We start from the raw sequence: 26943 nt of genomic DNA on the forward strand, positions 1-26943 counted from the left end.
CCAGTTGTCCAGTCAATCTCAAAGGAAACCTCTTGACGAGGTTCATAAATTTACTGGCTATTCGGCACGCTGTTGAGTTCTCAAAGAACACGCGCTCGACATCGCTCACCGCTGGAAAGCGGCTCACTCCGAAGGCTTGTGCATTCAGTAAGCTTGTTTGTGAAACCGAACGCCCATGGCCACAGCGACTCGATGAGTCCGGGCTGGGTCTTCCCGTTTCGAGGTCACCCACTCTACCACACTAGGTGGGAGCTTGGTTCGTGACCCCCGCCGCACTCCGTTCCGGTTTTCCCGGCCCGTTCCGCGCTGGCAGAGAGAAAGTTACACGCACCCGAAGCGGAGGTCAAATCGGGGGCGCAGCGTGGCTACACGGGCCGAAACCGCAGGTCAGCAGCCCGTGCAGCACTCGTCACCACGCTATCCGACCGGCCCTGCGCGCAACAGTGTGACCGCGATCACACCAGAACGCGCACGCCGGCCGTGTTCCGCTTGCCCCGGCGCACCACCAGCCACGTGCCGTGCAGCAGGTCAGCGGTGGTCGGGACCCACTCCTCGTCGGTCACCTTCGCGTTGTTCACGTACGCGCCGCCCTCCTTCACGGTGCGCCGTGCCGCGCCCTTGCTGTCGGCCAGGCCGGAGGTGACCAGGAGGTCGACGATCGTCGGGCCGTCGGCCAGGCGCACCTCGCCGGTCGGCGCCTCGGCCATCGCGGCCTCCAGCGTCGACAGGTCCAGCTCGCGCAGCTCGCCCCGCCCGAACAGGGCCTGGCTCGCCGCGATCACCTGCTTGGTCTGGTGCTCGCCGTGCACGAGGTCGGTGAACTCCTGGGCCAACCGCTTCTGCGCGGCCCGCAGGTGCGGCGCGGACGCGGTCTGCTCCTCCAGCTCGGCGATCTCCTCGCGGGACAGGAAGGTGAACATGCGCAAGTACCGCAGCACGTCGGCGTCACCGACGTTCACGAAGTACTGGTACCAGGCGTACGGCGAGGTCATCGCCGGGTCGAGCCACACGTTCCCGCCGCCGGTGGACTTGCCGAACTTGCGGCCCTCGGCGTCGGTCACCAGCGGGGCGGTCAGGGCGTGCACGGACTTGCCGTCGACCTTCCGGACCAGGTCCACGCCGCCGATGATGTTGCCCCACTGGTCGGAGCCGCCGATCTGGAGCCGCGTGCCGTACTTCCGGTTGAGCTGGAGGTAGTCGTGCGACTGCAGGAGCAGGTAGCTGAACTCGGTGTAGGACATGCCGTCGCCGTCCAGGCGCCGCTTCACCGTCTCGCGCGCCAGCATGACGTTGATCGAGAAGTGCTTGCCGACGTCGCGCAGGAAGTCCAGCACCGACAGCCCGCCGGTCCAGTCGAGGTTGTTCACCACGATGGCGCCGGTCGGCGAGTCGTCGAACTCGACGAACCGCTCCAGCTGGCCCCGGATGCGCTGGGCCCAGTCGGCGACGGTGTCGAGCGTGTTCAGGGAGCGCTCGGCGGTGTCGCGCGGGTCGCCGATCATGCCGGTCGCGCCGCCCGCGAGGACGATCGGCCGGTGGCCGGCGCGCTGGAAGCGGCGCAGCATGAGCAGCGGGACGAGGTTGCCGGCGTGCAGGCTGGGCGCGGTCGGGTCGAAGCCGCCATAGAGGGTGAGCGGGCCCGAGTCGAGGTCCTCGCGCAGGGCGTCGAGGTCGGTGGACTGCGCGATCAGGCCGCGCCAGGACAGCTCGTCGAGGATGTGCTCACTCACGGGTAGCCATTCTCCCCTACCAGGGCAAAGCGGTTTGGGCAGGTGCCCGCTGGGGTATGTCGGGGCGCGAGGAGCCGGGGGGACACACCTAGTCGAGAGGACTCGGCCGATGACCTACCCCGATCGCGACCCTCGCCCCGTCGACCGTCCCACCGAGGCGCTGCGCCCGGTCGGTCCGCCCGTGCACCACGAGGAGGTCGTCGAGCGCGGCGACAGCCGGGTGCGGACGGTGCGCGCGGTGTGCGCGGTGATCGACGTGATCTGCTGGGTGTTCGCCATCGTGCTGGCGGTGCACATCTTCCTGGTGATCGCGGGCGCCAACCCGGCCAACGGGTTCGCGCAGGTGATCGAGTCCTGGTCGGCCGGGGTGTCGCTGGGGCTGCGCAACCTGTTCACGCCGGCCAACGACGGTCTGCGGACGCTGTTGAACGACGGCCTGGCGGCGATCCTGTGGCTGGTGATCGGCGCGCTGCTGACGAACCTGATCACGAGGATCGCGCTGCCGGCCGGCGAACGCCGCGCCTGGTACCGGCGGACCGTCCGGTAGCACTACGTTCGGTCACCGGCGGCCTCACCCGGGTGAGGAAAAATCGCCCCGCTGGTCAATTGTCGTGCGGCCGGCGGCCCGCCAGGTTTGCTGGGTGGCCAGCGACTTGCAGAAGCGGAAGAGCTCCATCGTCTTCACGGCGATGGACGCCAACGACGACGGTCTCCTGGAGCGGGCGGACTTCGAGGCGCTCACCGACCGGTGGGTGGCGATCCGCGGCGACAGCGGTGAGCCGCGGTTGCGCGAGCTGATGATGGGGTGGTGGGACGCGCTGCTGTCGGCGTCCGACCAGGACCGCGACGACAAGGTGACCTTCGACGAGCTGCTGGGTGTGGTGGACAACCTCGGCACCATGCTGGACCTGGTGGTGGCGACGGCGGAGTCCATGTTCGAGGCGGTGGACGAGGACGGTGACGGCCGGATCTCCGCCGAGGAGTACTCGTGGATGATCCGGGCGTGGACCGGTGTCGAGACGCCGACGGACGAGGCGTTCGCGCGGTTGGACCTGGACGGCGACGGGTGGCTGTCGAAGAACGAGTTCGCGCGGCACTGGGTGGAGTTCTGGGCGGGTGACGACCCCGACGCGCCGGGGACGCACGTGTTCGGGACCGTCTGACCCGGCTCGGACGGCGACGGCGGGCTTGCCGACCGCGCGGGGCCGCGTCCGGCCGGGGCTTGGGTGCCGGCGAGCGGCTTCGCGCTGGTCGGTGCCTCGGGCTCGGCGCGGGCGTTGGGCAGGCCCGGCGCGGCTCCAGGCAGGCGCGGCGCGGCTCCGGGCGGGCGCGTCCCAGTCGGCGGTGAGGGCTCGGCGTGGCCGGGTTTGTGCTGGTCGTCGGCCGTGCGGTGAGGCTTGGGGCGGCCTCCGGCCCCCGCTTCCATTGTCTCACCGGGGTACGACATGCCGCGTCCAGCGCCCCCTGGGGCTCATTGTCCCAGCGGGGTGCGACAGGTCACGTCACGCGGGTGCGGCGGGTGCCTCGGCGGTACGTGCTCACCGCGGGCGAGTCGATCCAGAAGCGCCACGGCACGTCCACCGCCACCGCCACGCCGACGCGCGGCCCGGTTCGGATCTCGGTCGCCGGTTCGCCCGCCAAGAGCCGCACGGACGCGTCGGCGGAGGTCAGGTCGACGCCGTTGTGCGCGCGGTCCAGGCCCAGGACGCCGGTCAGCCTCGCCGGGCCCTTCGCGAGTTCGGCGTGGCTGCGGGCCGACGGGCGGCGCATCTGGGCGAGGTCCTCGCCGTAGACGACCTCGCCCGCCCTCAGCAGCACCGCGCCGGGCACGCCGTCGGTCAGCGACACGACGTTGGCGCAGAAGTGCATGCCGTACACGAAGTACACGTACAGCCGACCCGCCGGGCCGAACATCACCTCGTTGCGCGGCGTCTTGCCCCGGTAGCAGTGGGACGCCGGGTCGTCGCCGCCCCGGTACGCCTCCACCTCCACGATGCGCACGCCGACGACGCCCTCGGGCGTGGTGCTCTCGATGGTCGCCCCGAGCAGGAGCCGGGACGCGTCGACGGGGTCGACGGCCAGCTCCTGCTCGGTGAGCTGTCTAGGCGTGTCGAGCAAGGCGTGCCTTGTCCCGCAACCGCTTGAGCTGTTCGGCGACCCGGTCGGGCGCGGTGCCGCCGTGCGCGTCGCGTGACGCGATCGAACCTTCCACGGTCAACACGCTACGCACCTCGGGCGTGAGGTGTGGCGAGATCCCCGCGAACTCGTCGTCGGTGAGGTCCTCCAGGCCCACGCCGCGCGCCTCGGCGGCGCGAACGCACTCCCCCGCCGCCTCGTGCGCCACGCGGAACGGGACGCCCTGCCGCACCAGCCACTCGGCGATGTCCGTGGCCAGGGTGAACCCGGCGGGCGCGACCTCGGCCATGCGGGCGGTGTCGAAGCGCATGGTGGCGATCATCCCGGCCAGCGCGGGCAGCAGGAGTTCCAGCTGCTCGACGGAGTCGAACAGCGGCTCCTTGTCCTCCTGGAGGTCGCGGTTGTAGGCCAGCGGCTGGGCCTTGAGGGTCGCGAGCAGGCCGGTCAGGTTGCCGATCAGCCGCCCGGACTTGCCGCGGGTCAGTTCGGCGACGTCGGGGTTCTTCTTCTGCGGCATGATCGAGCTGCCGGTGGCCCACGCGTCGTCCAGCACGGCGAAGTGGAACTCGGCCGTGGTCCAGATGATGACCTCTTCGGCGATCCGGGACAGGTTCACGCCGATCATGGCCAGCACGAACGCGATCTCGGCGGCGAAGTCGCGCGACGCGGTGCCGTCGATGGAGTTCTCCGCCGGGGCGTCGAACCCGAGGTCCGCCGCGACCGCGGCCGGGTCCAGGCCCAGCGACGAACCGGCGAGCGCGCCCGAGCCGTACGGGGACACGGCGGCGCGCTTGTCCCAGTCGCGCAGCCGGTCGATGTCGCGCAGCAGGGCCTGGCCGTGGGCGAGGAGGTGGTGCGCGAGGAGCACGGGCTGGGCGGACTGGAGGTGCGTGCGGCCGGGCATGACCGCGGTCGGGTGCGCTTCGGCCTGGCCCGCGAGGGCGTCCACGACGTCCAGCACGCCCTCGGACACGCGGTGCGCGGCGTCGCGCAGCCACATCCGGAACAGCGTCGCCACCTGGTCGTTGCGGGACCGGCCGGCGCGCAGCTTGCCGCCCAGCTCGGGGCCGGCGCGTTCGATGAGGCCGCGTTCCAGGGCGGTGTGCACGTCCTCGTCGGCCAGCGTCGGGGTGAACGCGCCGGAGGCGACGTCGGCCTCCAGGGTGTCCAGCGCCGCGATCATCCGGTCGCGCTCGTCCTCGGTCAGCAGGCCCGCGCGGTGCAGCACGCGGGCGTGCGCGCGGGAGCCCTTGATGTCGTAGGGGGCGAGCCGCCAGTCGAAGTGCGTCGACGCCGACAGCAGCGCCATCGCGTCCGCCGGCCCGCTGGCGAACCGCCCACCCCACAAAGAACTCACGTCTACCTCTTCACCGTTTCCCAGCCGTCACGGCTGCGCGTATGCCTTGGTCGTGGCCCGGCCGCCGTGCAGCACGAGCCTGATCTCGCCGGACACGTCCCCCTGGGTGTGCTCGATGAAGGTGTCCAGCGCGTCCTTGAGGGGCGAGTACCACAGCCCGTCGTGCACCAGTTCACCCCAGCGCCGCTCCACCCGCCGCTTGAAGCGCACCAGGTCGCGCTCCAGGGTGATCTCCTCCAGCTCGCGGTGCGCGGTGATCAACGTGGCCGCGCCGTGCCCGCCGGAGCGCAGGTTGACCTCGCGCAGCGCCTGCATCGCGGTCACAGTCTCGCCGTCCAGCGCGACCGGCACACCCCGGTCGAAGGTGACCACCAGTTCCTGCGGGTCGTCCTCGTGCGGCACCGCGCTGCCCGACCACACCGTCCGCGCCGTCGCGGGCGCGTGGTCCAGCACGATCACCCGCAGGTCGGGGGCCAGGGCGCGCAGGCAGGTGTCGAGGCGTTCGCCGCCGCTGTGCGCGACGGTGGTCGCGCCGTGCTCGCGCGCCGCCGCGACGACGTGCTTGGCCACCAGCGGGTCGGCCAGCGCGGAGCCGGGCGCTTCGGCGGCGTTGGCCAGCAGCGCGGGCACGCAGAAGGAGTCGGCGAACTCGTCCGCCGCGTCCACCAGCAGCTCGTCCACCGCGACCACGAACACCTCGGCGGCGGCCAGGGCGACGGCGAAGGTCTCGAACGTCTCCCGGCCGACCACGACGACCCGTTCAGCCACTGCCGTGGTCCTCGCCGGCGGCCAGGGCCAGCACGCGGGCCGCGAGGTCCGCGCCGGTCATGGGCTCGCGGGCGACCACGATGATGGTGTCGTCACCGGCGATGGTGCCCACGATCTCGGTCAGCGCGGCCCGGTCCAGGGCGCTGGCCAGGAACTGCGCCGCGCCCGGCGGGGTGCGCAGGACGGCCAGGTTGCCCGACGAGTCGGCCGAGACCAGCAGTTCACCCAGCACGCGGACCAGCCGCGACGTGCCGCCCTGGACGCCGCGCACGGGGCTGCCGTCCTCGGGGATGACGTAGACGGGCGCGCCGCCGTCCGGGCCGCGCAGCTTGACCGCGCCCAGCTCGTCCAGGTCGCGCGACAGCGTCGCCTGGGTGACCTCGATGCCTTCCATGGCGAGGGTCTTGGCCAGCTCGGACTGGCTGCGGATGGCCCGCTGGCTGACCAACTCGACGATGCGGGCCTGCCGCGCTGTTCGGGTCACCGGCTGTTCTCCAGCAGCCAGACCAGCAGGGCCTTCTGGGCGTGCAGGCGGTTCTCCGCCTCGTCCCAGATCGCGCTGTCCGGGCCGTCGAGCACCTCGTCGGTGATCTCCCAGCCGCGGTGCGCGGGCAGGCAGTGCAGCACGGTCGTCTTCACGCCGGTGGACGCGACCAGCGCCGAGTTGACCTGGTACGGGCGGAACGGGCCGACGCGGTCGCGGCCGTCGTTCTCCTGGCCCATGGACGTCCAGGTGTCGGTGACCAGCACGTCCGCGCCCTCGACGGCCTTGCGCGGGTCGATGACCACCTCGACCGACCCGCCGGTCTCGGCGGCGCGCTTGCGGGCGTCGTCCAGGGCCCACTGCTCGGGCTGGAACCCGGCCGGCGCGGCGATCCGGACGTGCATGCCCGCGGTCGCGCCGCCCAGCATGATCGAGTTGGACATGTTGTTGGCGCCGTCGCCGAGGTAGGTGACGGTGAGGCCGGCGAGCCGGCCGTGCACGCGCCGGATGGTCTGCAGGTCCGCCAGCACCTGGCACGGGTGGAACTCGTCGGTCAGCGCGTTGATCACCGGGATGCGCGACACCGACGCCATGGCCTCGATGCGCTTCTGCGCGAACGTCCGCCACACCACCGCGTCCACGTAGCCGGACAGGATGCGGGAGGTGTCCTCGATGGTCTCCTCGCGGCCCAGCTGCATGGAGCGGCCGTCGATGATGACCGGGTTGCCGCCGAGCTGGGCGATGCCGACCTCGAAGGACAGGCGGGTGCGGGTCGAGTTCTTCTCGAAGATCACCGCCACCGACTTGGGCCCGGCCAGCGGCTTCGCGCCCAGCCGGTCGGCCTTGTAGGTGTCGGCGAGGTCGAGGACCGCGGTCTGCTCGGCGGGGCTCAGGTCGTCGTCACGCAGGAAGTGCCGGACCATCAGGACTCCTCGCTGGGCGGCGGCAGGAAGGACGGGAGGTCGGCCACCAGGCGGTGGGCGTCGGCCTCGTCGAGCACCAGCGGCGGCGCGAGGCGGATCACGTCGGGCTGGATGGGGTTGATCAGATAGCCGGCCTGCTGCGCGGCAGCCGCGATCTTCGCCGAGACCGCCTCGCGCAGCGTGATCCCGAGCAGCAGGCCGGCTCCCCGCACACCGGAGATGAGCGGGTGGCCCAACGCCTCCACGCCGGCGGCGATCTCCTTGCCGACGGCGGCGGAGTGCTCCAGCAGGCCTTCGGCGGCGATGGTGTCCAGCACGGCCAGGGCCGCCGCGCAGCACACCGGGTTGCCGCCGAACGTGGTGCCGTGGTGGCCGGGCTGGAACAGGTCCTTGGCCGGGCCGAACGCGATGCACGCGCCCAGCGGCAGCCCGCCGCCCAGGCCCTTGGCCAGCGTCATCACGTCCGGGACGATGCCGAAGCGCTGGAAGGCGAACCAGGAGCCGACGCGGCCGATCCCGGTCTGCACCTCGTCCAGCACGAGCAGCGCGCCGTGCCGGGCGGTGATGGCGCGGGCGGCCTGGAGGTAGCCCTCCGGCGGCACGACGACGCCCTGCTCGCCCTGGATCGGCTCCACGAAGAACGCGGCGGTCTCGTCGTCGATCGCGGCTTCGAGGGCGGCCACGTCGCCGAACGGGACGTGCACGACACCCGGCACCAGCGGTTCGAACGGGCCGCGCTTGGCGGGCTGGCCGGTCAGGGCGAGCGCGCCCATGGTGCGGCCGTGGAACCCGCCCTCGGTGGCGACGACCTTGGTGCGGCCGGTGCGCCGGGACAGCTTGAACGCGGCCTCGTTGGCCTCCGCGCCGGAGTTGGCGAACAGCACGCGGCCGTCGCCGTCCTGGCCGGTCAGGTCGAGCAGGCGCTCGGCGAGCTTGAGCGCGGGCTCGTTGATGTAGAGGTTGGAGGTGTGGCCGAGCTTGCCGATCTGCTCGGTGACCGCGGCGATGATCGCCGGGTGGGCGTGGCCCAGGGCGTTGACCGCGATGCCGGTGAGCAGGTCCAGGTAGCGGTTGCCGTCGGCGTCCCAGACGTGGGCGCCCTCGCCTCGTTCGAGGGTGAGGCCGGGGGTGCCGTAGTTGTTCATCATGGCGGCCTGCCACCGCTGCTGGTCAGTCACTCTCGTCCCCCAACACCATCGTTCCCACGCCTTCCGAGGTGAACACTTCGAGCAGCACCGAGTGCGCCAGCCGTCCGTCGATGACGTGCGCCTCGGGCACACCGCCGCGCACCGCGCGCAGGCAGGCCTCCATCTTGGGCACCATGCCGCTGTCCAGGTCCGGGAGCAGCTTCTCCAGCTCGGACGAGCGGATCTGGTGCAGCAGCGAACCCTTGTCCGGCCAGTCCGCGTACAGGCCCTCCACGTCGGTGAGGACCACCAGCTTCTCGGCCTTGAGCGCCACCGCGACCGCGCCGGCGGCGGTGTCGGCGTTGACGTTGTGCACCACGCCGTCGGCGTCCGGGGCGACCGTGGAGACGACCGGGATGCGGCCGGCGCGCACGATGTCGAGCACCGCTTCCGGGTTGACCTCCACGATGTCGCCCACCAGGCCGATGTCCACCGGCTCGCCGTCGACGATCGCCGGGCGGCGGGCGGCGGTGAGCAGGTGGGCGTCCTCGCCGGACAGGCCCACCGCGTACGGGCCGTGCTCGTTGATCAGGCCGACCAGCTCGCGCTGCACCTGGCCGACCAGGACCATGCGGACGACGTCCATCGCCTCGGGCGTGGTCACGCGCAGACCGCCGCGGAACTCGCTCTCGATGCCCAGCCGCTTGAGCATGGCCGCGATCTGCGGGCCGCCGCCGTGCACCACGACCGGGTGCAGGCCGGCGAGCTTGAGGAACACCATGTCCTGCGCGAACGCCCGCTTCAGCTCGTCGTCCACCATGGCGTTGCCGCCGTACTTGATGACCACCGTCGCGCCCCGGAAGCGCTGGAGCCAGGGCAGCGCCTCAATCAGGACCTCGGCTTTTTCGCGGGGGTTCATGAGCTGTAGGCGCTGTTCTCTTCGACGTAGGCGTGGGACAGGTCCGTGGTGAGGACGGTCGCCGAGCCGTCGCCCAGGTTCAGGTCCACGACGATCTCGATGTCGCGGCCGGACAGGTCGGCCTCGCTGCGGTCGGCGGCCTTGTGGCCGTCGGCGAACAGCGTCACGCCGTTGATCGTGATGCCCAGTTTGTGCTGGTCCACGGTGGCCTGCGAGCGGCCGACGGCCATCGCGATCCGGCCCCAGTTCGGGTCGGAGCCGAACAGGGCGGTCTTGACCAGGTTGTCCTCGGCGACGGTCTTGGCGACCACGATGGCCTCGGCCTCGTCGACCGCGCCGTTGACGGTGATCGAGATTTCCTTGGTCACGCCCTCGGCGTCGCCCTGGAGCTGCTTGACCAGGTCACCCGCGACGACCGTGAGGAGCTGCTGGAACTCCTCGGCGCTGGGCGTGACGCCGGACGCGCCGGAGGCCAGGACCAGGACGGTGTCGTTGGTGGACGTGCCGCCGTCGACGTCGAGCCGGTCGTAGGTCTTGGCGGTGGTGGCGCGCAGGGCGGCGTCGAGCGCGTCGCCGTCGATGACCGCGTCGGTGGTGATGACGCTGAGCATGGTGGCCATGTTCGGGGCGAGCATCCCGGCGCCCTTGACGAAGCCGCCGACCGACCAGCCGTCCGGGTGGGCCGCGAAGGACTGCTTGGGGCGGGTGTCGGTGGTCATCACGGCCGTGGCGGCGTGCAGGCCGGCCTCGGTGGTCGAGTCCAGCTCCTTGGCGGCGACCTCGATGCCGGCCTTGAGGTTGTCCATCGGCAGGCGTTCGCCGATCAGGCCCGTGGAGCAGACGGCCACCTCGATCGCGCCGACGCCGAGCACCTCGGCGACCTTCTCGGCGGTGGCGTGGGTGTCCTGGAAGCCCTCGGGGCCGGTGCACGCGTTCGCGCCGCCCGAGTTGAGCACGACGGCGTTGAGCTTGCGCTCCTTGAGCACCTGCTGGGACCACAGCACGGGCGCGGCCTTGACCTGGTTGGTGGTGAACACGCCCGCGGCGGCCTGGCCCGGTCCCTCGTTGACCACCAGCGCGAGGTCCAGCGCGCCAGACTCCTTGATGCCCGCGGCGACTCCCGCGGCCTTGAAGCCCTTGGGGCCGGTGACGCCCTTGTCACGGACGGGGTTGTTCACGGTGCCACTCCCACGGTGGACAGGCCGGTGGTCTCCGGCAGGCCGAGTGCCAGGTTCATGCACTGCACCGCGGCGCCCGCGGTGCCCTTCGCCAGGTTGTCGACGGCGGCGACCACGACCAGGCGGTTGAGGTCGGGGTCGACGGTGACCTGGAGCTGCACGGCGTTCGAACCGAGCACCGCGCCCGTGGTCGGCCAGTGGCCTTCCGGCAGCAGGTGCACGAACGGCTCGTCCGCGTAGGCCTTCTCGTAGACCGCGCGCACGTCGTCGTCGCCGGTCAGGGTGGCCGAGCAGGTGGCGAGGATGCCGCGCGGGAGCGGCGCGAGAACCGGGGTGAAGGAGACCTTGACGTCCCGGCCGGCGACCTTGGACAGGTTCTGGGTGATCTCCGGGGTGTGCCGGTGGGCGCCACCGACGCCGTACGCGGACAGCGACCCCATCACCTCCGAGCCGAGGAGGTTGGGCTTGAGCGACTTGCCCGCGCCGGACGTGCCGGACACGGCCACCACGGTGACCTCGGGCTCGACCAGGTGGATGGCGGGCGCGAGCGCCAGGGACGACACGGTCGGGTAGCAGCCCGGGACGGCGATCCTGCGCGCGGTCGTGAGGACGTCGCGCTGACCGGGCAGTTCGGGCAGGCCGTAGGGCCAGGAACCGGCGTGCGCGCCGCCGTACCAGCGGGTCCAGGCGGCTTCGTCGGTGAGCCGGTGGTCCGCGCCGCAGTCGATCACCAGGGTGTCCTCGCCCAGTCGCGCGGCGATCTCGGCGGAGTGGCCGTGGGGCAGGGCGAGGAAGACGACGTCGTGGCCGGCGAGGTTCTCGGCGGTGGTCTCGCCCAGGATGCGGTCGGCGAGCGGCAGCAGGTGCGGTTGGTGGGCCAGCAGCGGGGTACCCGCGTTACCGCCGGCGGTGAGCGCGCCGATCTCCACGTCCGGGTGGCCGAGCAGGAGCCGCAACAGCTCGCCCCCCGCGTAGCCACTGGCTCCCGCGACCGCGATCCGTACCGTCATGCGGATAAGTATGCACGCTCGTGCAAAGTCACTCAAATAGCCTTTCCCGATGGGTGGTCGCGACCTTCGTCACGGCGAGGTGACGAGGACGATCTCCGGACTGCCGTCGCCCACCAGCGAGCCGTCCCAGTCGCCGTACTGCCCCACGACCTTGAGCCCGGCCCGTTCCACCAGCCTGACCAGTGGTCCGCGTTCAAGGAACCGCAGCGTGCTCCAACTCACCGAGTCGCGCGCCCATGCAGCGCTCCGATACTTGGCTGAGAACGTCACCGACTCCCCCTCCTTGGCCCGCACCTCGTACGACATGCCAACGACGGCTCGCGAGCGACCATGCCGGCCACCCTGGCAGCGCCCGCGCCGAGCGGTCGAGCCGAATCCGGGTCGCCGAGCGGTTGAGCCGAGATTCGGGTCACCGAGCGGTCGAGCCGAAATCGGGTCGCCACCGCCCGCCCGGTCGCTAGGTTGCCCCCATGAGGGCAGTGATCTTCGACTGGCGGGGCACCCTCGTGCTCACGCCCACCTTCCGGGGCTGGGTCACCGAGGCGTTGCGCCGACTGGGCCGCGACACCTCCGCGGCAGCCGACATCGTCGCGTCGATCGACGTGGACCGCCTGGACGCACCAGGCGTCGACGCCGACGCCACCCGACACCGCGAGACGTACTACGGGGCGTTCACCGACGCCGGCCTGGACGCCGACCTGGCCGACGCACTGTACGAAGTGGAGTCCGACGCCGCTTCCAACCCGTTCGCCGCAGACGCCGCGGCAACCCTGAAGTCGTTGCACGACAACGGGATCCGGATCGGCGTCCTGAGCGACATCCACTTCGACATCCGCCCCGCGTTCGACGGCCTGCCGGTCGACTCGTTCGTGCTGTCGTTCGAGCACGGCGTCGTGAAGCCGGACCCGGCCATCTTCCACCTCGCCTTGGGCGAACTGGGCACAACCCCGGACGAAACTCTCATGGTCGGCGACCGCGCCACCCACGACGGCGCGGCCGTGAACGCGGGCATGCCCACCCTCCTGGTGCCCCCGCTGCGCAGCGTGGACGACACCCGCCTCCACCTGGTCACCAACCTAATGCTTGCAACTAACTTCAAACGTTAGATAGCGTAGGCGCCATGCTGCTCCCCAAGGTCTTCCACCGGCACGTCGACGTTGAGGGCGTCCGGGTCTTCTACCGGGAGACGGGCCCGGCGGAGGCGCCCACCCTCCTGCTGCTGCACGGCTTCCCGAGCGCGTCCCACCAGTTCCGCCGCCTGATGGACGCACTCGGGACCCGCTACCACCTGGTCGCCCCGGACTACCCGGGCTTCGGCCACAGCGGCGACCTGGACCACCACACGTTCGAGCGCCTCGCGGACGTGGTCGAGGGCTTCGTGCGGGCGGTGGGCCTGACCAGGTTCGCCCTGTACGCGTTCGACTTCGGCGGCCCGGTGGGTTTCCGCCTGGCGACCAGGCACCCGGAGTGGATCACCGGCCTGGTCGTGCAGAACGCCAACGCCTACGCGGAAGGCTTGTCCGAGGCGGCCCAGGCGTTCGTGGCCAACCAGGACCGCGACGTGGCCCGCTCCCTGATGACCCTGGCCTTCACCAGGTCCCAGTACGAAGACGGCACCACGGACCGGACGTTGGTGAACCCGGACTCCTGGACCCTGGACCAGCACTTCCTCGACCAGCCGGGCCGCACCGAGATCCAGGTGGACCTGGCGCTCGACTACCACACGAACGTGGCCGAGTACCCGCGCTGGCAGGAGTGGCTGCGCACCCACCAGCCCCCGACCTTGATCGTGTGGGGCCGCGGCGACGGGATCTTCACCGAGGCAGGCGCGAAGGCCTACCTGCAAGACGTGCCCAACGCCGACCTGCACCTCTTCGACACCGGCCACTTCGCCCTGGAAGAACACGCCCCCGAAATCGCCCCCCTGATCGCCGAGTTCCTGGACCGCCTCCCCACCTGACCCACCCGGCCCGCGCCGGCCGACGACACCCACCCCACGCCGCCGCCCACGCACGCCGCGGCCTCACCACGCCGCCGATCCGCGCCGCGCCGGACCCGCCAAGCACCGCCGCCGCACCACCCAGCCCGGCCCCGCCGCCCTACTCGACCGCGCCGCCCAGCCGGGCCCGTCGCCGGGTCAGGAGCCGAAGCGGTCCAGGGCTCGGATCTTGTTCGTCACGTCCAGGGCCGCCACCTTGTATGCCTCGGACAGGGTCGGGTAGTTGAAGACGGTGTCCACCAGGTAGTCCACCGTGCCGCCGCACGCCATGACCGCCTGCCCGATGTGGACGAGATCGGTCGCGCCCGTGCCGAACAGGTGCACCCCCAGCAGCTTGCGGTCCACAGTGGACACAAGCAGCTTGAGCATGCCGTAGGCGTCGCCGAGGATCTGGCCGCGCGCCAGTTCGCGGTAGCGGGCCAGGCCCACCTCGTACGGGGTCGCCGACGCCGTCAGCTCCGCCTCGGTCGCGCCGCAGTACGAGATCTCCGGGATCGTGTAGATCCCGATCGGCTGCAACCCCGACAGCTCCTTCGCCGGCTCGCCGAACGCGTGGTACGCCGCCAGCCTGCCCTGGTCCATCGACGTCGCGGCCAGCGCCGGGAAGCCGATCACGTCGCCCACCGCGTAGACGTGCTCCACCGACGTGCGGTAGTGCTCGTCCACCGTCAACCGACCCCGGTGGTCGGCCTCCAGGCCCGCCGCGGCCAGGTTCAGCTCCTCGGTCGCGCCCTGGCGGCCCGCCGAGTACATGACGGCCGCCGCCGGGATGCGCTTGCCGCTCGCGAGGGTGGTCACGGTGCCCTGGTCGGACACGGCGACGTTGACCACCTTCTCCCCGAACCGGAACGTGACCGCCAGGTCGCGCAGGTGGAACTTCAGCGACTCCACGATCTCCGGGTCGCAGAACTCCAGCATGCGTTCCCGCTGCTCGACCACCGTCACCCGGCTGCCCAGGGCGGCGAACATCGAGGCGTACTCGATGCCGATCACCCCCGCCCCGACCACGACCAGCGAGGACGGGATCTCCTCCAACGCGAGCACCTCGTCCGAGTCGAGGACGCGCTCCTCGTCGAAGTCGACCTGCGCCGGCCGGGCCGGGCGCGTGCCGGTGGCGATCACGATCTTGTCCGCCGTGACCGTGTGGTGCTCGGCCCGGTGCGTGCCCTGCACCGCCACGGTGTGCGGGTCGACGAACCGCGCCGTGCCGGCGAGCAGGTCGACCTGGTTGCGGTGCAGTTGCGCCCGCACGACCTGGACCTCGCGCCCGATGACGTGCTGGGTGCGGGCGAGGAGGTCGGAGATCGTGATGTCCTTCTTCACCCGGTAGTCCGCGCCGTACAGCTCGCGCTGACTCATGCCGGTCAGGTACATCACCGCTTCCCGCATGGTCTTCGACGGGATCGTGCCGGTGTTGGCGCACACGCCGCCGACCATGTCCGCCTTGTCCACGATCGCGACCCGCTTGCCGAGCTTCGCGCCCGCGATGGCCGCCTTCTGCCCGCCGGGACCCGATCCGATGACAAGCAGGTCATAGTCGTACTCGCTCATGACCGAAGCGTGTCACACCGAGCCGCTCTACGGTGGTGTCGTGAACGGACTCGTCACGGCGATCCACGAAGGACTGAGGTCGGCCGCCGACCCGGCGAAGGCGCCGGAGATGCAGCGGTACATGAAGTCCGAGATGCCGTTCCTCGGTGTGCCGAAGCCCGAGCGCGCCCGACTGGCGCGGTCGCTGTTCGGCGAGTTCCCATTCACCTCCCGTGACGAGTGGTTGGACGCGGTGCTGGAGCTGTGGCGCGGCGCCACCTACCGCGAGGAGCGGTACCTGGCGCTGGACCTCGTGGGCCGCTACCCGAAGTGGCAGGACCCGACCCTGCTGCCGGTGTACGACGAGCTGGTCGTGACCGGCGCGTGGTGGGACTTCGTGGACGAGATCGCGTCCCGCCGCATCGGCCCGCTGCTGCGCGCGCACCCCGACGACGTCGAACCGGTGGTGCGCACCTGGATGACCGACCCGGACCGCTGGCGGCGGCGGGTGTCGATCATCTGCCAACTGGGGTCGAAGGGCGAGACGGACCTCGACCTGCTCCGGGACGCGATCGAGGCGAACATCGCGGACCCGGACTTCTTCCTGCGCAAGGGGATCGGCTGGGCGCTGCGGCAACACGCCCGCGTGGACCCCGGCTGGGTGCGCGCGTTCGTCGAGGCGCACCCGGAACTCTCTCCTCTCTCGCGACGTGAAGCGTTGAAGCACCTGTGACGGGGAAGCATCTCCGAGGCGAAGCACCTCGGAGGGGAAGCGCTCGTGACGGGGGCGGCGGGCGCAGCGTGACGGCCGGGTGCGGGATGGTCGCGGGAGGCGGCCGGTGCCTACCGCGGACCGGCGGCGGCCGGGCCGCGTGCGCTGGACTGGGCGGCGGTCAGTCGAGCACCCCCAGGGAGTTGCGGCGGACGGTGGGCGTCGGGTTGGTGGTCGGGGTGTAGGCGTGGCGCAGGTGGTCGGCGATCAGGGTGATCGCCTCGCGGGCCACCTCGACCGGACGGGTGTGGGTGAAGCCGTGGTCGACGCCCTCGAACTCGCGGTAGGTCACGGGCACGGCCTCGGACTCCAGGATCTTCGCGAAGTCGCTCATCTCCTCTCGCAGTGTGTCGTGCTGGGCGGTCAGCACGAGCGTGGGTGGCAGGTCCGCGAGCCTCGGGTGGCGGATCGGCGAGGCGTGCGGGTGCTCGGGGTCCACGCCCGCGAAGTACGTGCGGCGGACCAGGGACATCAGTGATCGGCGCACCACGGGTTTTTCCAAGATCGAGGTGCGGCTGGAGTCCGGGCGGGCGAGGTCGACCGTCCCGAACTCGACGGTCAGCGCCACCGGCGCCGGTAGCCGGGCCTCCGCCGCCCGCAGCGCGACGTTGACCGCGAGCTTGCCGCCGGCGCCGGCGCCGCCGACCGAGACGCGGGCGCCGTCCCACCCGTACGTGGCCGACCGCAGCCACCGGTACACGTCGAACAACTCGTCCTCCGCCACCGGGAACCGGATCGTGGGCGCGGTCGAGTAGTCGGGCACCACCACGTACGCCCCGACCTCCGAGGCCAGGAACCGCGCGACGTTGTCCTCCTGCTCGGGCACCCGCGCGATGAACGCCCCGTCGTGGACCACCAGGTGCACCGGCGGGCGGTCCACCGGATCGGGTGGCGCGTACACCAGGGCACGGACTTCGCCGTGGCGCGTGGGAATGCGGATCTTCGCCGGTCTGGCCACCTTCCTCGTGGCGAACTGGAGCTCGGGCGACGCGTACCGGAGCCGGCGCAGGACCGGGAACGCCGTCCGGAAGGCAGCCGCGGACAGTGCGGGACGCCAGGCGATCAACGGGTCTTTGCGGATCATGACGAACCTTCCTTTCCAACTGGTTGGTTAGGAGCTTGCCGGCCTGGTTCGGATTTGTCAACTAACCGGTTAGAAGATAGTCTCGCGGGCGTGATCAGAGACGCGGACGCCACCCGTCAACGCCTGCTCGACGCGGCCCTCGCCGAGTTCGCCGAGCACGGCATCGCCGGCGCGCGGGTGGACCGGATCGCCGCCCAGGCCAACTCGAACAAGGCGCAGATCTACCACTACTTCGGTGGCAAGGCGCAGCTCTTCGACGCGGTCTACGGCTCGATCGTGCGGCGGCTGGTCGAGTCGACCCCGATCGACGTGCACGACCTGCCGGGGTACGCCGCGAAGCTCGCCCGCATGTACGACGTGCACCCCGAGGTCATGCGGCTGGCCGTGTGGCACCGACTGGAGCCGGGTGAGTCCGAGGTCAACGCCCTGGCGGTCGAGGCGACCGGCCAGAAGGTCGAGCTCATCGCGAAGGCCCAGGCGCAGGGCGTGCTGCCGAAGCGCTTCCCGCCCTCGGTGCTGCTCGGGCTGGTGCTGCACCTGGCGGCGACCTGGACGGAGGCCAACCCGGAGTTCCCGGGCGAGCTGCCCGACGCCGAGGCGCGCTACGAGTACGTCGCCGAGGCGGTGCGCAGGCTGATCGAGGCCTAGCCGCGGGTGGCGCGGCCCGAGTAGGTCAGCGGGAAGACCGAGTCCTTGCATGCGTCCGGCACGTCCGGGGAGATCTGCACGACCATCTCCACCTCGACCACCCCGGCGGGCGGGATGGCCACCGGCTCGGCCATCGGCCGCACGCTCAGCACGCCGGACGGGCAGTCGACCACCCGGTTGTGCGCCTCGTCCAACGGCTGCCCCGGCACGGCCTGCAACGTCATCACCACGATGTCGACGCTGTTCGGGTTCGACAGCCGCACCAGCCGCGAACCGACCCCGCCGGGCGTCAGCTCGACCGGCGCGCCCGACACGTCGTTGATCTCGAACGGCTTGAGGTCGGAGACACCGGGCTCGCCGTTGCTCACCGCGTACGCCATGGCGGGCAGTTCGGGCTCGGGCCAGGTCAGGTGCATGGCGGCTACCACGGCGGCACCGACACCCAGGATGGTCATGGCGACGGCTACTTCCATCCGTGGTCCCAAGCTGCGCATGAGGCAACCTCACTAGATTGCTGCATCAGGCGGTGGGTTCGCCGCTAGCTCCCCGTCGGACCGGCGACCAGACTCGCCCGGCGGTTCATCGCTTCGCCCCTCGGCCCAGCGGGCCGCGAAGCCAATCTTGGAGAACGTTCAACCTTGGCGCAAGCACCAAGCAGGCCCGGAAATACAGGTCCAAAGACCCCTTGACACGTCACACACAGTGGCCTGAACAGGGCGTTCCCACTACCTCGGCGACCGCCGGTTTCACCCGGACGGCGCAATCCTGGACCCGCACTGCTGCGGGTCCAGGAACTGTGCGTCAGCCTCTCAGGACCGCCCCGAAGCGGGACGACGCTTCCGCCACCGCCGCGTCGCGGGCCGCCGTGGCCTCCTCGACGGTCAGCGTCCGGTCCGGCGCGCGGAACCGCAGCGCGTACGCCAGCGACCGCTTGCCCTCGCCGACCTGGTCGCCCGTGTAGACGTCGAACAGGCGCAGGTCCTCCAGCAACCCGCCACCGCCGGCGGTCAACGCCAGGGCCACCTCGGCGGCCGGCACGGCGGCGTCCACGACCACGGCCACGTCCAGCAACACCGGCGGGTACGGCGAGACGATCGGCGCGGGACGGCGATCCTCCACCGGCAGCGCGTCCAGGTCCAGCTCGAAAGCCACGGTCCGCTTGGGCAGGCCCAGCGCCTCCAGGACCTTCGGGTGCAACTCGCCCGCGTGACCCACCGGCCAGTCGCCGACGCGCAGCTCAGCACACCGGCCCGGGTGCCACGGCGCCAACGAGGACGCCTTGACGGTCAGCTCGACGCCATAGGCCTCACCGACCAGCCGTGCGGCCTGCACCGCGTCCGCCCAGTCCGCCGGACGACCCTTGCCCCACCAGCCCGCGTGCTCGCGCAGCCCGGTCAGCACCGCGGCGACGTGCACCGGCTGCTGCGGCAGGGAGGCCACCAGCGACGCGACCTGCTCGTCGGACGGCCGCGCGCCCACGCCCACCTCGGGCACCGGCACCGGCTGCGTACGCGGCAGCGTGACCTGCGCGATCGTGTAAAGGGCCACGTCCCGCGCGCCACGCGCCAGGTTGCGCTGGAGCGTCTCCAACAGGCCCGGCACCAGCGTGGTCGCCAGCGCGTGCTTGTCCGCCTCCAGCGGGTTCAGCGCGCTGACCGTGCGCCGCCGCACGTCGTCCTCGGCCAGCCCGAACGCGTCGAACACCGAGGGCGCGATGAACGGGAACGGCTTGACCTCGACGAACCCGTTCTCGGCCAGGGCGCGGGCGACGGTCCGCCGACGCCGCTGCTGCTCGGTCAGCCCGCGACCGGCCGGGGCGGGCGGCAGCGTGGACGGGATCGTGTCGTACCCCTCCAGCCGCAGCACCTCCTCCACCAGGTCGGCGGGCTGGGTCAGGTCCGAACGCCACGTCGGCGGCACCGCGGTGACCAGGGTCGCGCCGTCGTCACCGGTCGAGACCTCGACCTGGCAGCCGATCTGGCCCAGCCGCCGCGCCGTGACGCCGCGCGCGTAGCGCACGCCGGCCACCCGGTCGGGCAGGTCGATCGGCATGGTCACCGGACCGGGCAGCACCGGGGAGCCCACGTCGGTGCGACCCGGCTTGATGCTGCCTTCGGCGAACATGTGCAACAGGCGCGCCGCGCGCTCCAACGCCACCGGAGCCAACGCGGGGTCCACGGTCCGCTCGAACCGCTTGGCCGCCTCTGAAGGCAGCTTGTGCCGCCTTACAGTGCGCGCGATGGACGCCGGGTCCCAGTTCGCCGCCTCCAGCAGGATGTCCGTGCTGGTGTCGCGGACCTCGGTGGACGCGCCGCCCATCACACCCGCCAGCGACACCACGCCGCTGTCGTCGGCGATCACGATGTCGTCCGGGTCCAGCGCCCTGACCTGCTCGTCCAGCGTGGTGAGCTTCTCCCCCGCCGCCGCGCGCCGCACGACCAGGCCGCCCTGGACGGTCGCGCCGTCGAACGCGTGCAGCGGCTGGCCCAGCTCCAGCATCACGTAGTTGGTGACGTCGACCGGCAGCGAGATGGACCGGATGCCGGCCAGCATCAGCCGCCGCCGCATCCACCACGGGGTGGGCGCGGTGGGGTCGACGCCGGTGACCCGCCGGGCCACGAACCGGGAGCACGCCGACGCGTCCTCGATCCGGACCGGCAGCACCTCGCCCTCGGCCTCGGGCACCTCGGCCAGGCCGGGGTCGCCGAACGGCACGTCGAACGCGCAGGCGATCTCGCGGGCCAGGCCGCGCACGGAGAACGCGTAGCCGCGGTCCGGCGTTGGCGCGACCTCGATGACCGTGTCGTTGAGGCCCAGCAGCTCGACGGCGTCGTCACCGGGCTGCGCGGTGCCGCTGGGCAGCACCAGGATGCCCGAGTGGTCGTCGCCCAGGCCCAGCTCGCGGGCCGAGCAGATCATGCCCTCGCTGACGTGGCCGTAGGTCTTGCGCGGGGTGATCGCGAAGTCACCGGGCAGCACCGCGCCGGGCAGCGCCACGACGACCGTGTCGCCCTCGACGAAGTTCGACGCGCCGCAGACGATGCCGTTGACCTGGTCGGGACCGACCTCGACCTGGCAGTACCGGATGGGCTTCTTGAACTCGGTGAGCTCCTTGATCTCCATCACCCGGCCCGCGACGAGCGGACCGGTGACGGGACCGAGCTGGTGGACGTCCTCCACCTCCAGGCCGATCCGCACGAACGCCTCGGCGAGCCGCTCGGGCGTCGGGGTCTCGGGGAACTCCAGGTTCTCGACCAGCCAGGTAACCGGGATACGCACCGGTCATGCCTCCGTTCCGAATGGCTGGGTGAAGCGGACATCGCCTTCGACCATGTCGCGCATGTCGGGCAGGCCGTTGCGGAACTGCAGCGTGCGCTCCAGGCCCATGCCGAACGCGAACCCGGAGTACACGTCCGGGTCGACGCCGCAGTTGCGCAGCACGTTCGGGTTGACCATGCCGCAGCCGCCCCACTCGACCCAGCCGGCGCCGCCCTTCTTCTCCGGGAACCACACGTCCACCTCGGCGGACGGCTCGGTGAAGGGGAAGAAGCTGGGCCGCAGGCGGGTCTTGGAGTCCTCGCCGAACATCGCGCGGGCGAACGCGTCGAGCGTGCCCTTCAAGTGCGCCATGGTCAGGCCCTTGTCCACGGCCAGGCCCTCGACCTGGTGGAACACCGGCGTGTGGGTGGCGTCGAGCTCGTCGGTGCGGAAGGTGCGCCCGGGGCACACCACGTACACCGGCAGCTCGCGTTCCAGCAGCGTGCGGGCCTGCACCGGGCTGGTGTGCGTGCGCAGCACCAGGCCGGAGCCCTCGGGCGCCACGTAGAAGGTGTCCTGCATGGTGCGGGCCGGGTGGTCCTTGCCGAAGTTCAACGCGTCGAAGTTGAACCACTCGGTCTCCAGCTCAGGCCCTTCGGCGACCTCGTAGCCCATCGCGACGAACACGTCGGCGATGCGCTCGGCGAGGGTGCTGATGGGGTGTCGCGCGCCGCGCGGGACCCGGTCCCAGGGCAGCGTGACGTCGACCGACTCCTCGCGCAGGACCCGCTCGTCGCGCTCGGCCTGGAGCACGGCGCGGCGCTCCTCGAACGCGTTCTTCACCGCGTTCTGCGCCTCGTTCACCCGCTTGCCCGCATCGGCCTTGGCGGCCGGCGGCAGCGCGCCGATCTCCCGCCTGGCCAGCAGGACGGGCGACCGGTCACCCAGGTGGCTCGGCTTCACGGCGGCCAGCTCGTCGAGGTCGGCCGCCTTGGCGAAGGCCTCCCGCGCTTGCTCCACCGCCGTCTCGAGCGCCTCCGGTGAGAGCGCCGCGACCTGCTTGGGGTCGTACGGGTCGTTGGCTCCGGACATGGTTGGTGGACAGCTCCCGTCGCGTACCGCGTGTGGAAACCACCCCGCGAAGGGCACGGAGCGGCGGGTCGATCCTAGGTGATCGGGCCGGGGCGGGATCCACCGCGGCCGTGACTGCGCCGTTACCCCGGCGGGTCGGCCGCGCGGAATTGTCGTACCCCTCGTGCACACTGATCTTCGAGTGAGCCGCCGGCCCGGCGGGCGAAGCGCCGAAAACCGGGTCCGCCGCCACCGTGGCGCACCTAGAATCGACCGTCCTACGTGACCTGACCCGAGGTGGATTCCACTCCCATGGCACACACCTTCGGTGTCGACCTGCGCGGGATCATCGATCTGCTCAGCCACCACCTCTACAGCAGTCCCCGCGTGTACGCGCGGGAGTTGTTGCAGAACGCGGTGGACGCGATCACCGCCCGCCGAGCGCTCCAGCCGGACGCGCCGGGCGAGGTGGTGATCGAGCCGATCGACTCCGGCACGGGCGGCACCCTCCGCATCTCCGACACCGGCATCGGCCTGACCGAGCGCGAGGTCCACGACCTGCTCTCGACCCTGGGCCGCACGTCCAAGCGGGACGAGCTGGGGTTCGCCCGCCAGGGCTTCCTCGGCCAGTTCGGCGTCGGCCTGCTGTCCGCGTTCCTGGTCGCCGAGCGCATCCGGCTGGTGTCCCGCTCGGCCAAGGGCGGCCCCGCCGTGCGGTGGATCGCCGACGCGGCCGGGAACTACGAGGTGGAGGTCCTCGGCGAAGCCGAGAATCAGACGACAGGCGACACGGCGGGCTCGAACATCCCGGTCGGCACCACGATCGAGCTGGTGCCCAACCGGGACTCCGAGCACTGGCTGGAGCACGACGTCGTCAAGGCGCTGGTCACCGAGTACGGCGAGCTGCTGCCGGTGAAGGTCAGCGTGAGCGGCGAGGTGCTCACCACCGAGCGGCTGCCGTGGCTGGACGACGCGCTGGAGTACGGCGCGAAGGTGTTGGGCGTGCGGCCGTTCGACGCGATCGCGGTCGAGGTGCCGACCGTGGGCCTGACCGGCGTGGCGTACGTGCTGCCCGCCGGGGTGCACCCCGGCGCGCGCCAGTCCCACCGCGTGTACCTCAAGCGGATGCTGGTCGGCGACGCCATCGAGGGCCTGCTGCCGGAATGGGCGTACTTCGTGCGGTGCGTGGTCGACTCGTCGTCGCTGCGGCCGACGGCGAGCCGCGAGGCGCTCTACCAGGACGAGACGCTGCTCGCGGTGCGCGAGGAGCTGGGCCGGCAGGTCCGCGACTGGCTGGTGCGGCTGGACGCGACCGACCCGGACCGCACGTCGGCGCTGCTCGACGCCCACCACCTGGGCATCAAGTCGCTGGCGCGGGTGGACGACGAGATGCTGCGGCTGGTGGAGCGGTGGCTGCCGTTCGAGACCACCGACGGCGGGCAGTCGCTGCGCCAGTTCAAGCGCAAGCACGGCTCGATCGCGTACGTGCCGGACGTGGACGAGTTCCGCCAGCTCGCGCCGGTGGCCCACGCGCAGGGCATGGGCCTGCTCAACGCGGGCTACGCCTACGACGTGGAGATCATGGACCGGCTGGTGGCGCTGGACGGCCCTGCGGCGGCGCGGCGGGTCGCGCCGACCGAGGTGCTGGCCGCGCTCGGCGACCCGGAGCCGGAGCTGGAGCGGGCGCTGCGCGACCGGCTGGCGCTGGCCAAGGAGGTCCTGGAGCGGCACGACTGCGAGGCCGTGCCGCGCGACTTCGACCCGGCGTCGCTGCCCGCCCTGCTGGTCACCAACGTGGAGGGCGAGCGCCGGCGCGACGTCGAGCAGGTGGGCGAGCAGGCCGACCCGCTGTGGGCGGAGCTGCTGGGCAGCCTGGTGTCGCAGGAGTCCGACGCGGCGCAGCGGCTGGTGCTCAACGTGCGCAACCCGCTGGTGCGGCGGCTGGCGGGGCTCAACGACTCGGCGCTGGTGGAGCTGACCGTGGAGTCCCTGTACGTGCACGCGCTCCTGCAAGCGCGCCGGCCGATGCGCCCCAAGGACACGGCCGCGCTCAACCGCTCTTTCCTGGAACTGCTGGACCGTGCTGTCGGAGGGCAATCGTGAGCGAGGAGAAGACCGCGGCCGAGCAGCAGTTCGTCGAGGCCTACCACATGCCCGAGGGCATGGCGCGGCACGAGGCGCTGGAACGCGCAGCGCGCACCGCGGACGGCGTCGACCACCTGCCGCTGGGCGTGAGCTGCCGGATCGCGCTGATCCGGTCCGCCTACGACCTGGGCCGCTACGACCTGATGCTGGCGCCGTTCGCGTGGTGCGGCGCGGCGGAGAAGCGCGACGCGACGGCGTTCGACGAGTGGGAGACCCACAGCTTCGACTGGGCCCACAAGTGGATCGTCAGCGGGCTGATCGCCGACCCCCGGTTCACACTGGAGCAGGTCCGGTCGGTGATCACCCAGCTCGGCGAGCGGTACCAGTCCCACGGGTACTCGATGCAGCCGGTGTACGGGGCGCGGGCGCAGCTCGCCGAGCACATCGGCGACGAGGAGGGCTACCGCGACCACTTCGCCCGGTACCTGGCCATGGACCGGGGTCCGATGAGCGACTGCGAGGCGTGCGTCGTCGAGGACCAGGCCGGGCACCTGATCCGGCAGGGCCGGTACGCGGAGGCGGTCGCGCACGCCGAGCACCAGTTGGAGAAGGACACCGGGTGCGCCACCCAGCCGCAGGGCATCCTGACCACGCTGACGCCGGCGTTCGTCGCCCTGGGCGACCTCGACCGGGCGCGGCAGGCCCACGTGGTGGCGCACCGGTTGGTGCGTGACGACCAGTACGGCGGCTACGTGGACGACCACCTGGTGTTCTGCGCGACCTCGGGCAACGTGCAGCGCGGCATCGACCTGCTGCACCGTCAGGTGCACCGGGTGCACCACTCGCCGTCCCCGTCGCAGGAGATGCACTTCGCGGCGGGCGCGGCGGCGCTGCTCAGCCGCGTGGACAAGCACCAGGACTTCGTCGTGCCGCGCGACGGGCAGATGGAGATCCTCAGTGCGCCGAAGCTCCGGGAGCTGCTGGAGGCCAAGGCGCTGGAGATCGCGGAGCGGTTCGACCGGCGCAACGGGACGGACGCGGTGAGCCGCCGCATCCGCGCGAAGCTCACGGCGGACGACACACCGCACGTGCCGCTGGCGGTGCCGGTCCCGGCGGTGGTCGCCCCGGAGCCGGAAGAGGAGCCGACGCCGGTCGCCGACCCGGTCGAGCTGGCGCACGACCTGAACCGCGCGTTCGACCACGGCGACTTCATCACCGGCATGCGGCTGCTGCGGTCCCTGCCCCGCGACCTCGACCCGCTGCTGCCGGAGGGCCTCGCGGCGCGGGTCGCGGCCCGGCGGGCGCTGGCGGCGCGGCAGAGCCCGCTGCACGAGGAGCACACGACCGCCCTGGACGAGCTGGACGCGGCGGTCGCCCGGCTCGCGGCGGCGGGCGAGCACGACTTCGCCAACCGGTACCGCAGCCGGGGCACGGCGATGCGGGCCGAGCAGGTCGGGGTGGAGGCGGCCCTGGCCGAGGCGCGGGAGTGCGTGGCGGAGGCGGACCGCGCGGGCACCCCGTACACCCGGGTGCTGACCCGGCTCGTGGTGGTCGACCTGCTGGGTGAGCTGGACGCGACCGACGAGCGGGGCGGGCTGGTGCGGGAGGCGTTGGCGCTGGCCGAGGCGGACGTGCCCGAGCTGGTGTCGCGGGTGCGGTGCGACGTCGCCCAGCACCTGGCGTCCATCGGCGAGCTGGACGAGGCGTCCGCGGTCGTCGCCGACGTGCTGGCCGGTGAGCCCATGCCGGGCGTGCGGTTCGACGCGCTGCGGCTGCGGCTGAAGATCGAGACCGTGCTGGGGCTGCCCGCCGCGCTGGAGACGGCGGAGGAGTTCGTGGCCGCGTTCAACACACCGCGCGGCCCGTGGACGGCGGAGGCGCACCGGCAGCGGGTGGCGTCGATCGACCGGCTGGAGGTCGAGGACCGGCAGTTCGAGCAACTGCGGGAGGCGATCTCCGTGGGGCACGAGCTGGGCGTGCCCGAGGACGTGGCACACGCGTGCTACACGCTGGCCGGCGGCTACCTCAAGACCGGGCGGTTCGTGGAGGCCGCCGAGGCGCTGGAGGAAGCGGTCCGGGTCATCGAGAGCCACGACGTGCGCGACGACATCGAGGTGCCGGTGCGGTACCGGTTGGCGCAGGCGTGCTCGCGGCTGGACGAGAACGAGGCGGCGCGAACACACCTGGAGACGGCGCTGCCGCTGATCCCCGAGGAGGAGCCGTGGCGGCGGGCGCTCGCCTACGACCTCTTGGGCGGCGTGCTGCGGCGGCTGGACCGGGCGTCGGCCGGCGCGCGGGCGTACGCGGACGCGGCGCAGCAGTGGGAGCGGGTGCCCGACCCGGCGGAGGCGGCCGGGTCGTGGGTCGAGTCCGCGGCGGCGCTGCCGGACGACGAGCGCGACCGGTGCGGTGCGGCACTGGACGCGGCGGAACGGCTCCTGCCCGCGATGGACAACGAGGACCACCGGACACACCTGTCGGCGCGCATCGCGGCGATCCGGGCGTTCCTGCACTTCCAGGCCGGCGAGTACGCGGAGGCGCTGGAGCGCAACGGGGTGGCCGAGGAGTTGGCGGCACGGCTGGGCGATGTCGACTGGCAGTCGTTCCTGGCGCAGCGGGGGGCGCGGTTCCTGTTGCAGTCGGGTGACGCGGTGAACGCGGAGGCGGAGGCGCGGCGGGCGGCCGGCTTGCTGGCGGAGAACGCGCCGCTGCAGATCGTGGGCGACACGGCCAACGTGCTGGAGGAGGTACTGCGGGCGTTGGACAAGCCGGTCACGGGCGACCCGGTGCTCCGAGCGCTCAACGCACGCCTGCAGGACTGACGGCGGGTCGGGACTGGGCGGCCTGGGGACTGGGCTGCCGGA

At 71.8% G+C, this 26943-nt stretch carries 24 protein-coding genes and 2 pseudogenes; 8 read left to right on the top strand and 18 right to left on the bottom strand.

Features of this window, described 5'->3' with window-relative positions; genetic code table 11:
* Together ABD126_RS13980 and tyrS are read right to left on the bottom strand one after the other, a co-directional pair.
* A partial coding sequence (locus ABD126_RS13980; protein WP_343934231.1) for a hypothetical protein occupies window positions 1-232 on the bottom strand: 232 nt, incomplete at its 3' end.
* Window positions 233-455: 223 nt separating this feature from the next.
* Window positions 456-1730 (bottom strand): tyrosine--tRNA ligase, encoded by a 1275-nt coding sequence (gene tyrS / locus ABD126_RS13985; protein WP_343934232.1) that lies wholly within the window; start codon window positions 1728-1730, stop codon window positions 456-458.
* A gap of 109 nt (window positions 1731-1839) precedes the next feature.
* Here tyrS and ABD126_RS13990 point away from each other — a divergent pair, with 109 nt between their 5' ends.
* The gene (locus ABD126_RS13990; RefSeq protein WP_343934233.1) at window positions 1840-2277 is read left to right on the top strand and encodes a hypothetical protein; all 438 of its coding nucleotides are present in this window, start codon (window positions 1840-1842) and stop codon (window positions 2275-2277) included.
* A gap of 94 nt (window positions 2278-2371) precedes the next feature.
* Entirely contained in the window at window positions 2372-2893 is a 522-nt protein-coding gene (locus tag ABD126_RS13995; protein WP_343934234.1) for an EF-hand domain-containing protein, read from the top strand.
* A gap of 334 nt (window positions 2894-3227) precedes the next feature.
* Here ABD126_RS13995 and ABD126_RS14000 read toward each other — a convergent pair whose 3' ends face one another.
* The 11 genes and pseudogenes from ABD126_RS14000 to ABD126_RS14045 all read right to left on the bottom strand — a co-directional run bounded on the left by ABD126_RS14000 (window position 3228) and on the right by ABD126_RS14045 (window position 11938).
* Entirely contained in the window at window positions 3228-3848 is a 621-nt protein-coding gene (locus ABD126_RS14000; RefSeq protein ID WP_343934235.1) for a DNA-3-methyladenine glycosylase, read from the bottom strand.
* Window positions 3832-5175 (bottom strand): argininosuccinate lyase, encoded by a 1344-nt coding sequence (argH, locus tag ABD126_RS14005; protein WP_425542824.1) that lies wholly within the window; start codon window positions 5173-5175, stop codon window positions 3832-3834. The genes ABD126_RS14000 and argH overlap by 17 nt, the downstream gene beginning before the upstream one ends.
* A gap of 99 nt (window positions 5176-5274) precedes the next feature.
* A pseudogene (locus tag ABD126_RS38800) lies at window positions 5275-5619 on the bottom strand (argininosuccinate synthase); the annotation flags it as partial.
* Window positions 5620-5685: 66 nt separating this feature from the next.
* Window positions 5686-5991 (bottom strand): annotated as a pseudogene (locus ABD126_RS38805) (argininosuccinate synthase domain-containing protein); the annotation flags it as partial.
* Entirely contained in the window at window positions 5984-6475 is a 492-nt protein-coding gene (locus ABD126_RS14015) for an arginine repressor (protein ID WP_343934238.1), read from the bottom strand. The pseudogene ABD126_RS38805 and the gene ABD126_RS14015, both read right to left, overlap by 8 nt.
* Window positions 6472-7398 carry an ornithine carbamoyltransferase gene (gene argF, locus ABD126_RS14020; protein WP_343934239.1) on the bottom strand — a complete coding sequence of 309 codons (927 nt, stop codon included), beginning with the start codon at window positions 7396-7398 and terminating at the stop codon, window positions 6472-6474. Before argF ends, ABD126_RS14015 begins: the two co-directional genes overlap by 4 nt.
* Window positions 7398-8576: an acetylornithine transaminase gene (locus ABD126_RS14025; RefSeq protein ID WP_425542804.1), complete on the bottom strand. Its 1179-nt coding sequence runs from the start codon at window positions 8574-8576 to the stop codon at window positions 7398-7400. The genes argF and ABD126_RS14025 overlap by 1 nt, the downstream gene beginning before the upstream one ends.
* Window positions 8569-9444 (bottom strand): acetylglutamate kinase, encoded by an 876-nt coding sequence (gene argB / locus ABD126_RS14030; protein ID WP_343934240.1) that lies wholly within the window; start codon window positions 9442-9444, stop codon window positions 8569-8571. The genes ABD126_RS14025 and argB overlap by 8 nt, the downstream gene beginning before the upstream one ends.
* On the bottom strand, window positions 9441-10622 hold the full coding sequence (gene argJ / locus ABD126_RS14035; protein WP_343934241.1) for a bifunctional glutamate N-acetyltransferase/amino-acid acetyltransferase ArgJ: 1182 nt from the start codon (window positions 10620-10622) through the stop codon (window positions 9441-9443). The genes argB and argJ overlap by 4 nt, the downstream gene beginning before the upstream one ends.
* Window positions 10619-11632, bottom strand: coding sequence for an N-acetyl-gamma-glutamyl-phosphate reductase (gene argC, locus ABD126_RS14040; RefSeq protein WP_343934242.1), 1014 nt, complete (start codon window positions 11630-11632; stop codon window positions 10619-10621). The genes argJ and argC overlap by 4 nt, the downstream gene beginning before the upstream one ends.
* 69 nt (window positions 11633-11701) lie before the next feature.
* A complete protein-coding gene (locus ABD126_RS14045; RefSeq protein ID WP_343934243.1) occupies window positions 11702-11938 on the bottom strand; it encodes a hypothetical protein in 237 nt (78 codons plus the stop codon).
* 164 nt (window positions 11939-12102) lie between these two features.
* Between ABD126_RS14045 and ABD126_RS14050 the strand changes: the two genes are divergently transcribed.
* Both ABD126_RS14050 and ABD126_RS14055 read left to right on the top strand, forming a co-directional pair.
* Window positions 12103-12738: an HAD family hydrolase gene (locus ABD126_RS14050; protein WP_343934244.1), complete on the top strand. Its 636-nt coding sequence runs from the start codon at window positions 12103-12105 to the stop codon at window positions 12736-12738.
* A gap of 14 nt (window positions 12739-12752) precedes the next feature.
* Window positions 12753-13592: an alpha/beta fold hydrolase gene (locus ABD126_RS14055; RefSeq protein WP_343934245.1), complete on the top strand. Its 840-nt coding sequence runs from the start codon at window positions 12753-12755 to the stop codon at window positions 13590-13592.
* Window positions 13593-13769: 177 nt separating this feature from the next.
* Here the strand turns inward: ABD126_RS14055 and sthA are convergent, their stop codons facing one another.
* The gene (sthA, locus tag ABD126_RS14060) at window positions 13770-15182 is read right to left on the bottom strand and encodes a Si-specific NAD(P)(+) transhydrogenase (protein ID WP_343934246.1); all 1413 of its coding nucleotides are present in this window, start codon (window positions 15180-15182) and stop codon (window positions 13770-13772) included.
* On the opposite strand from sthA, the gene ABD126_RS14065 reads away from it, so the two are divergent.
* A complete protein-coding gene (locus ABD126_RS14065; protein WP_380567625.1) occupies window positions 15181-15894 on the top strand; it encodes a DNA alkylation repair protein in 714 nt (237 codons plus the stop codon). The two genes, sthA and ABD126_RS14065, sit on opposite strands and share 2 nt — an antisense overlap.
* A gap of 160 nt (window positions 15895-16054) precedes the next feature.
* Here the strand turns inward: ABD126_RS14065 and ABD126_RS14070 are convergent, their stop codons facing one another.
* Window positions 16055-17017, bottom strand: coding sequence for an alpha/beta hydrolase fold domain-containing protein (locus ABD126_RS14070; protein ID WP_343934248.1), 963 nt, complete (start codon window positions 17015-17017; stop codon window positions 16055-16057).
* A 90-nt stretch (window positions 17018-17107) separates the two neighbouring features.
* Here ABD126_RS14070 and ABD126_RS14075 point away from each other — a divergent pair, with 90 nt between their 5' ends.
* Window positions 17108-17665, top strand: a complete 558-nt coding sequence (locus ABD126_RS14075) for a TetR/AcrR family transcriptional regulator (RefSeq protein ID WP_343934249.1) — start codon at window positions 17108-17110, stop codon at window positions 17663-17665.
* Here ABD126_RS14075 and ABD126_RS14080 read toward each other — a convergent pair.
* From ABD126_RS14080 to pheS, 3 genes are all read right to left on the bottom strand, one after another.
* Complete coding sequence (locus tag ABD126_RS14080) at window positions 17662-18120, bottom strand: hypothetical protein (RefSeq protein ID WP_343934250.1); 459 nt, start codon at window positions 18118-18120, stop codon at window positions 17662-17664. The genes ABD126_RS14075 and ABD126_RS14080 overlap by 4 nt on opposite strands.
* 346 nt (window positions 18121-18466) lie before the next feature.
* Complete coding sequence (pheT, locus tag ABD126_RS14085; RefSeq protein WP_343934251.1) at window positions 18467-20944, bottom strand: phenylalanine--tRNA ligase subunit beta; 2478 nt, start codon at window positions 20942-20944, stop codon at window positions 18467-18469.
* A gap of 3 nt (window positions 20945-20947) precedes the next feature.
* Window positions 20948-22015 carry a phenylalanine--tRNA ligase subunit alpha gene (gene pheS, locus ABD126_RS14090; protein ID WP_343934252.1) on the bottom strand — a complete coding sequence of 356 codons (1068 nt, stop codon included), beginning with the start codon at window positions 22013-22015 and terminating at the stop codon, window positions 20948-20950.
* Window positions 22016-22306: 291 nt separating this feature from the next.
* Here pheS and ABD126_RS14095 point away from each other — a divergent pair, with 291 nt between their 5' ends.
* Together ABD126_RS14095 and ABD126_RS14100 are read left to right on the top strand one after the other, a co-directional pair.
* On the top strand, window positions 22307-24097 hold the full coding sequence (locus ABD126_RS14095; RefSeq protein ID WP_343934253.1) for an HSP90 family protein: 1791 nt from the start codon (window positions 22307-22309) through the stop codon (window positions 24095-24097).
* A complete protein-coding gene (locus tag ABD126_RS14100; RefSeq protein WP_343934254.1) occupies window positions 24094-26901 on the top strand; it encodes a hypothetical protein in 2808 nt (935 codons plus the stop codon). The genes ABD126_RS14095 and ABD126_RS14100 overlap by 4 nt, the downstream gene beginning before the upstream one ends.
* Window positions 26902-26943 lie beyond the last annotated feature (42 nt).

This window comes from Saccharothrix mutabilis subsp. mutabilis, from assembly GCF_039521145.1.
GTDB classification, from domain to species: Bacteria; Actinomycetota; Actinomycetes; order Mycobacteriales; family Pseudonocardiaceae; genus Actinosynnema; species Actinosynnema mutabilis.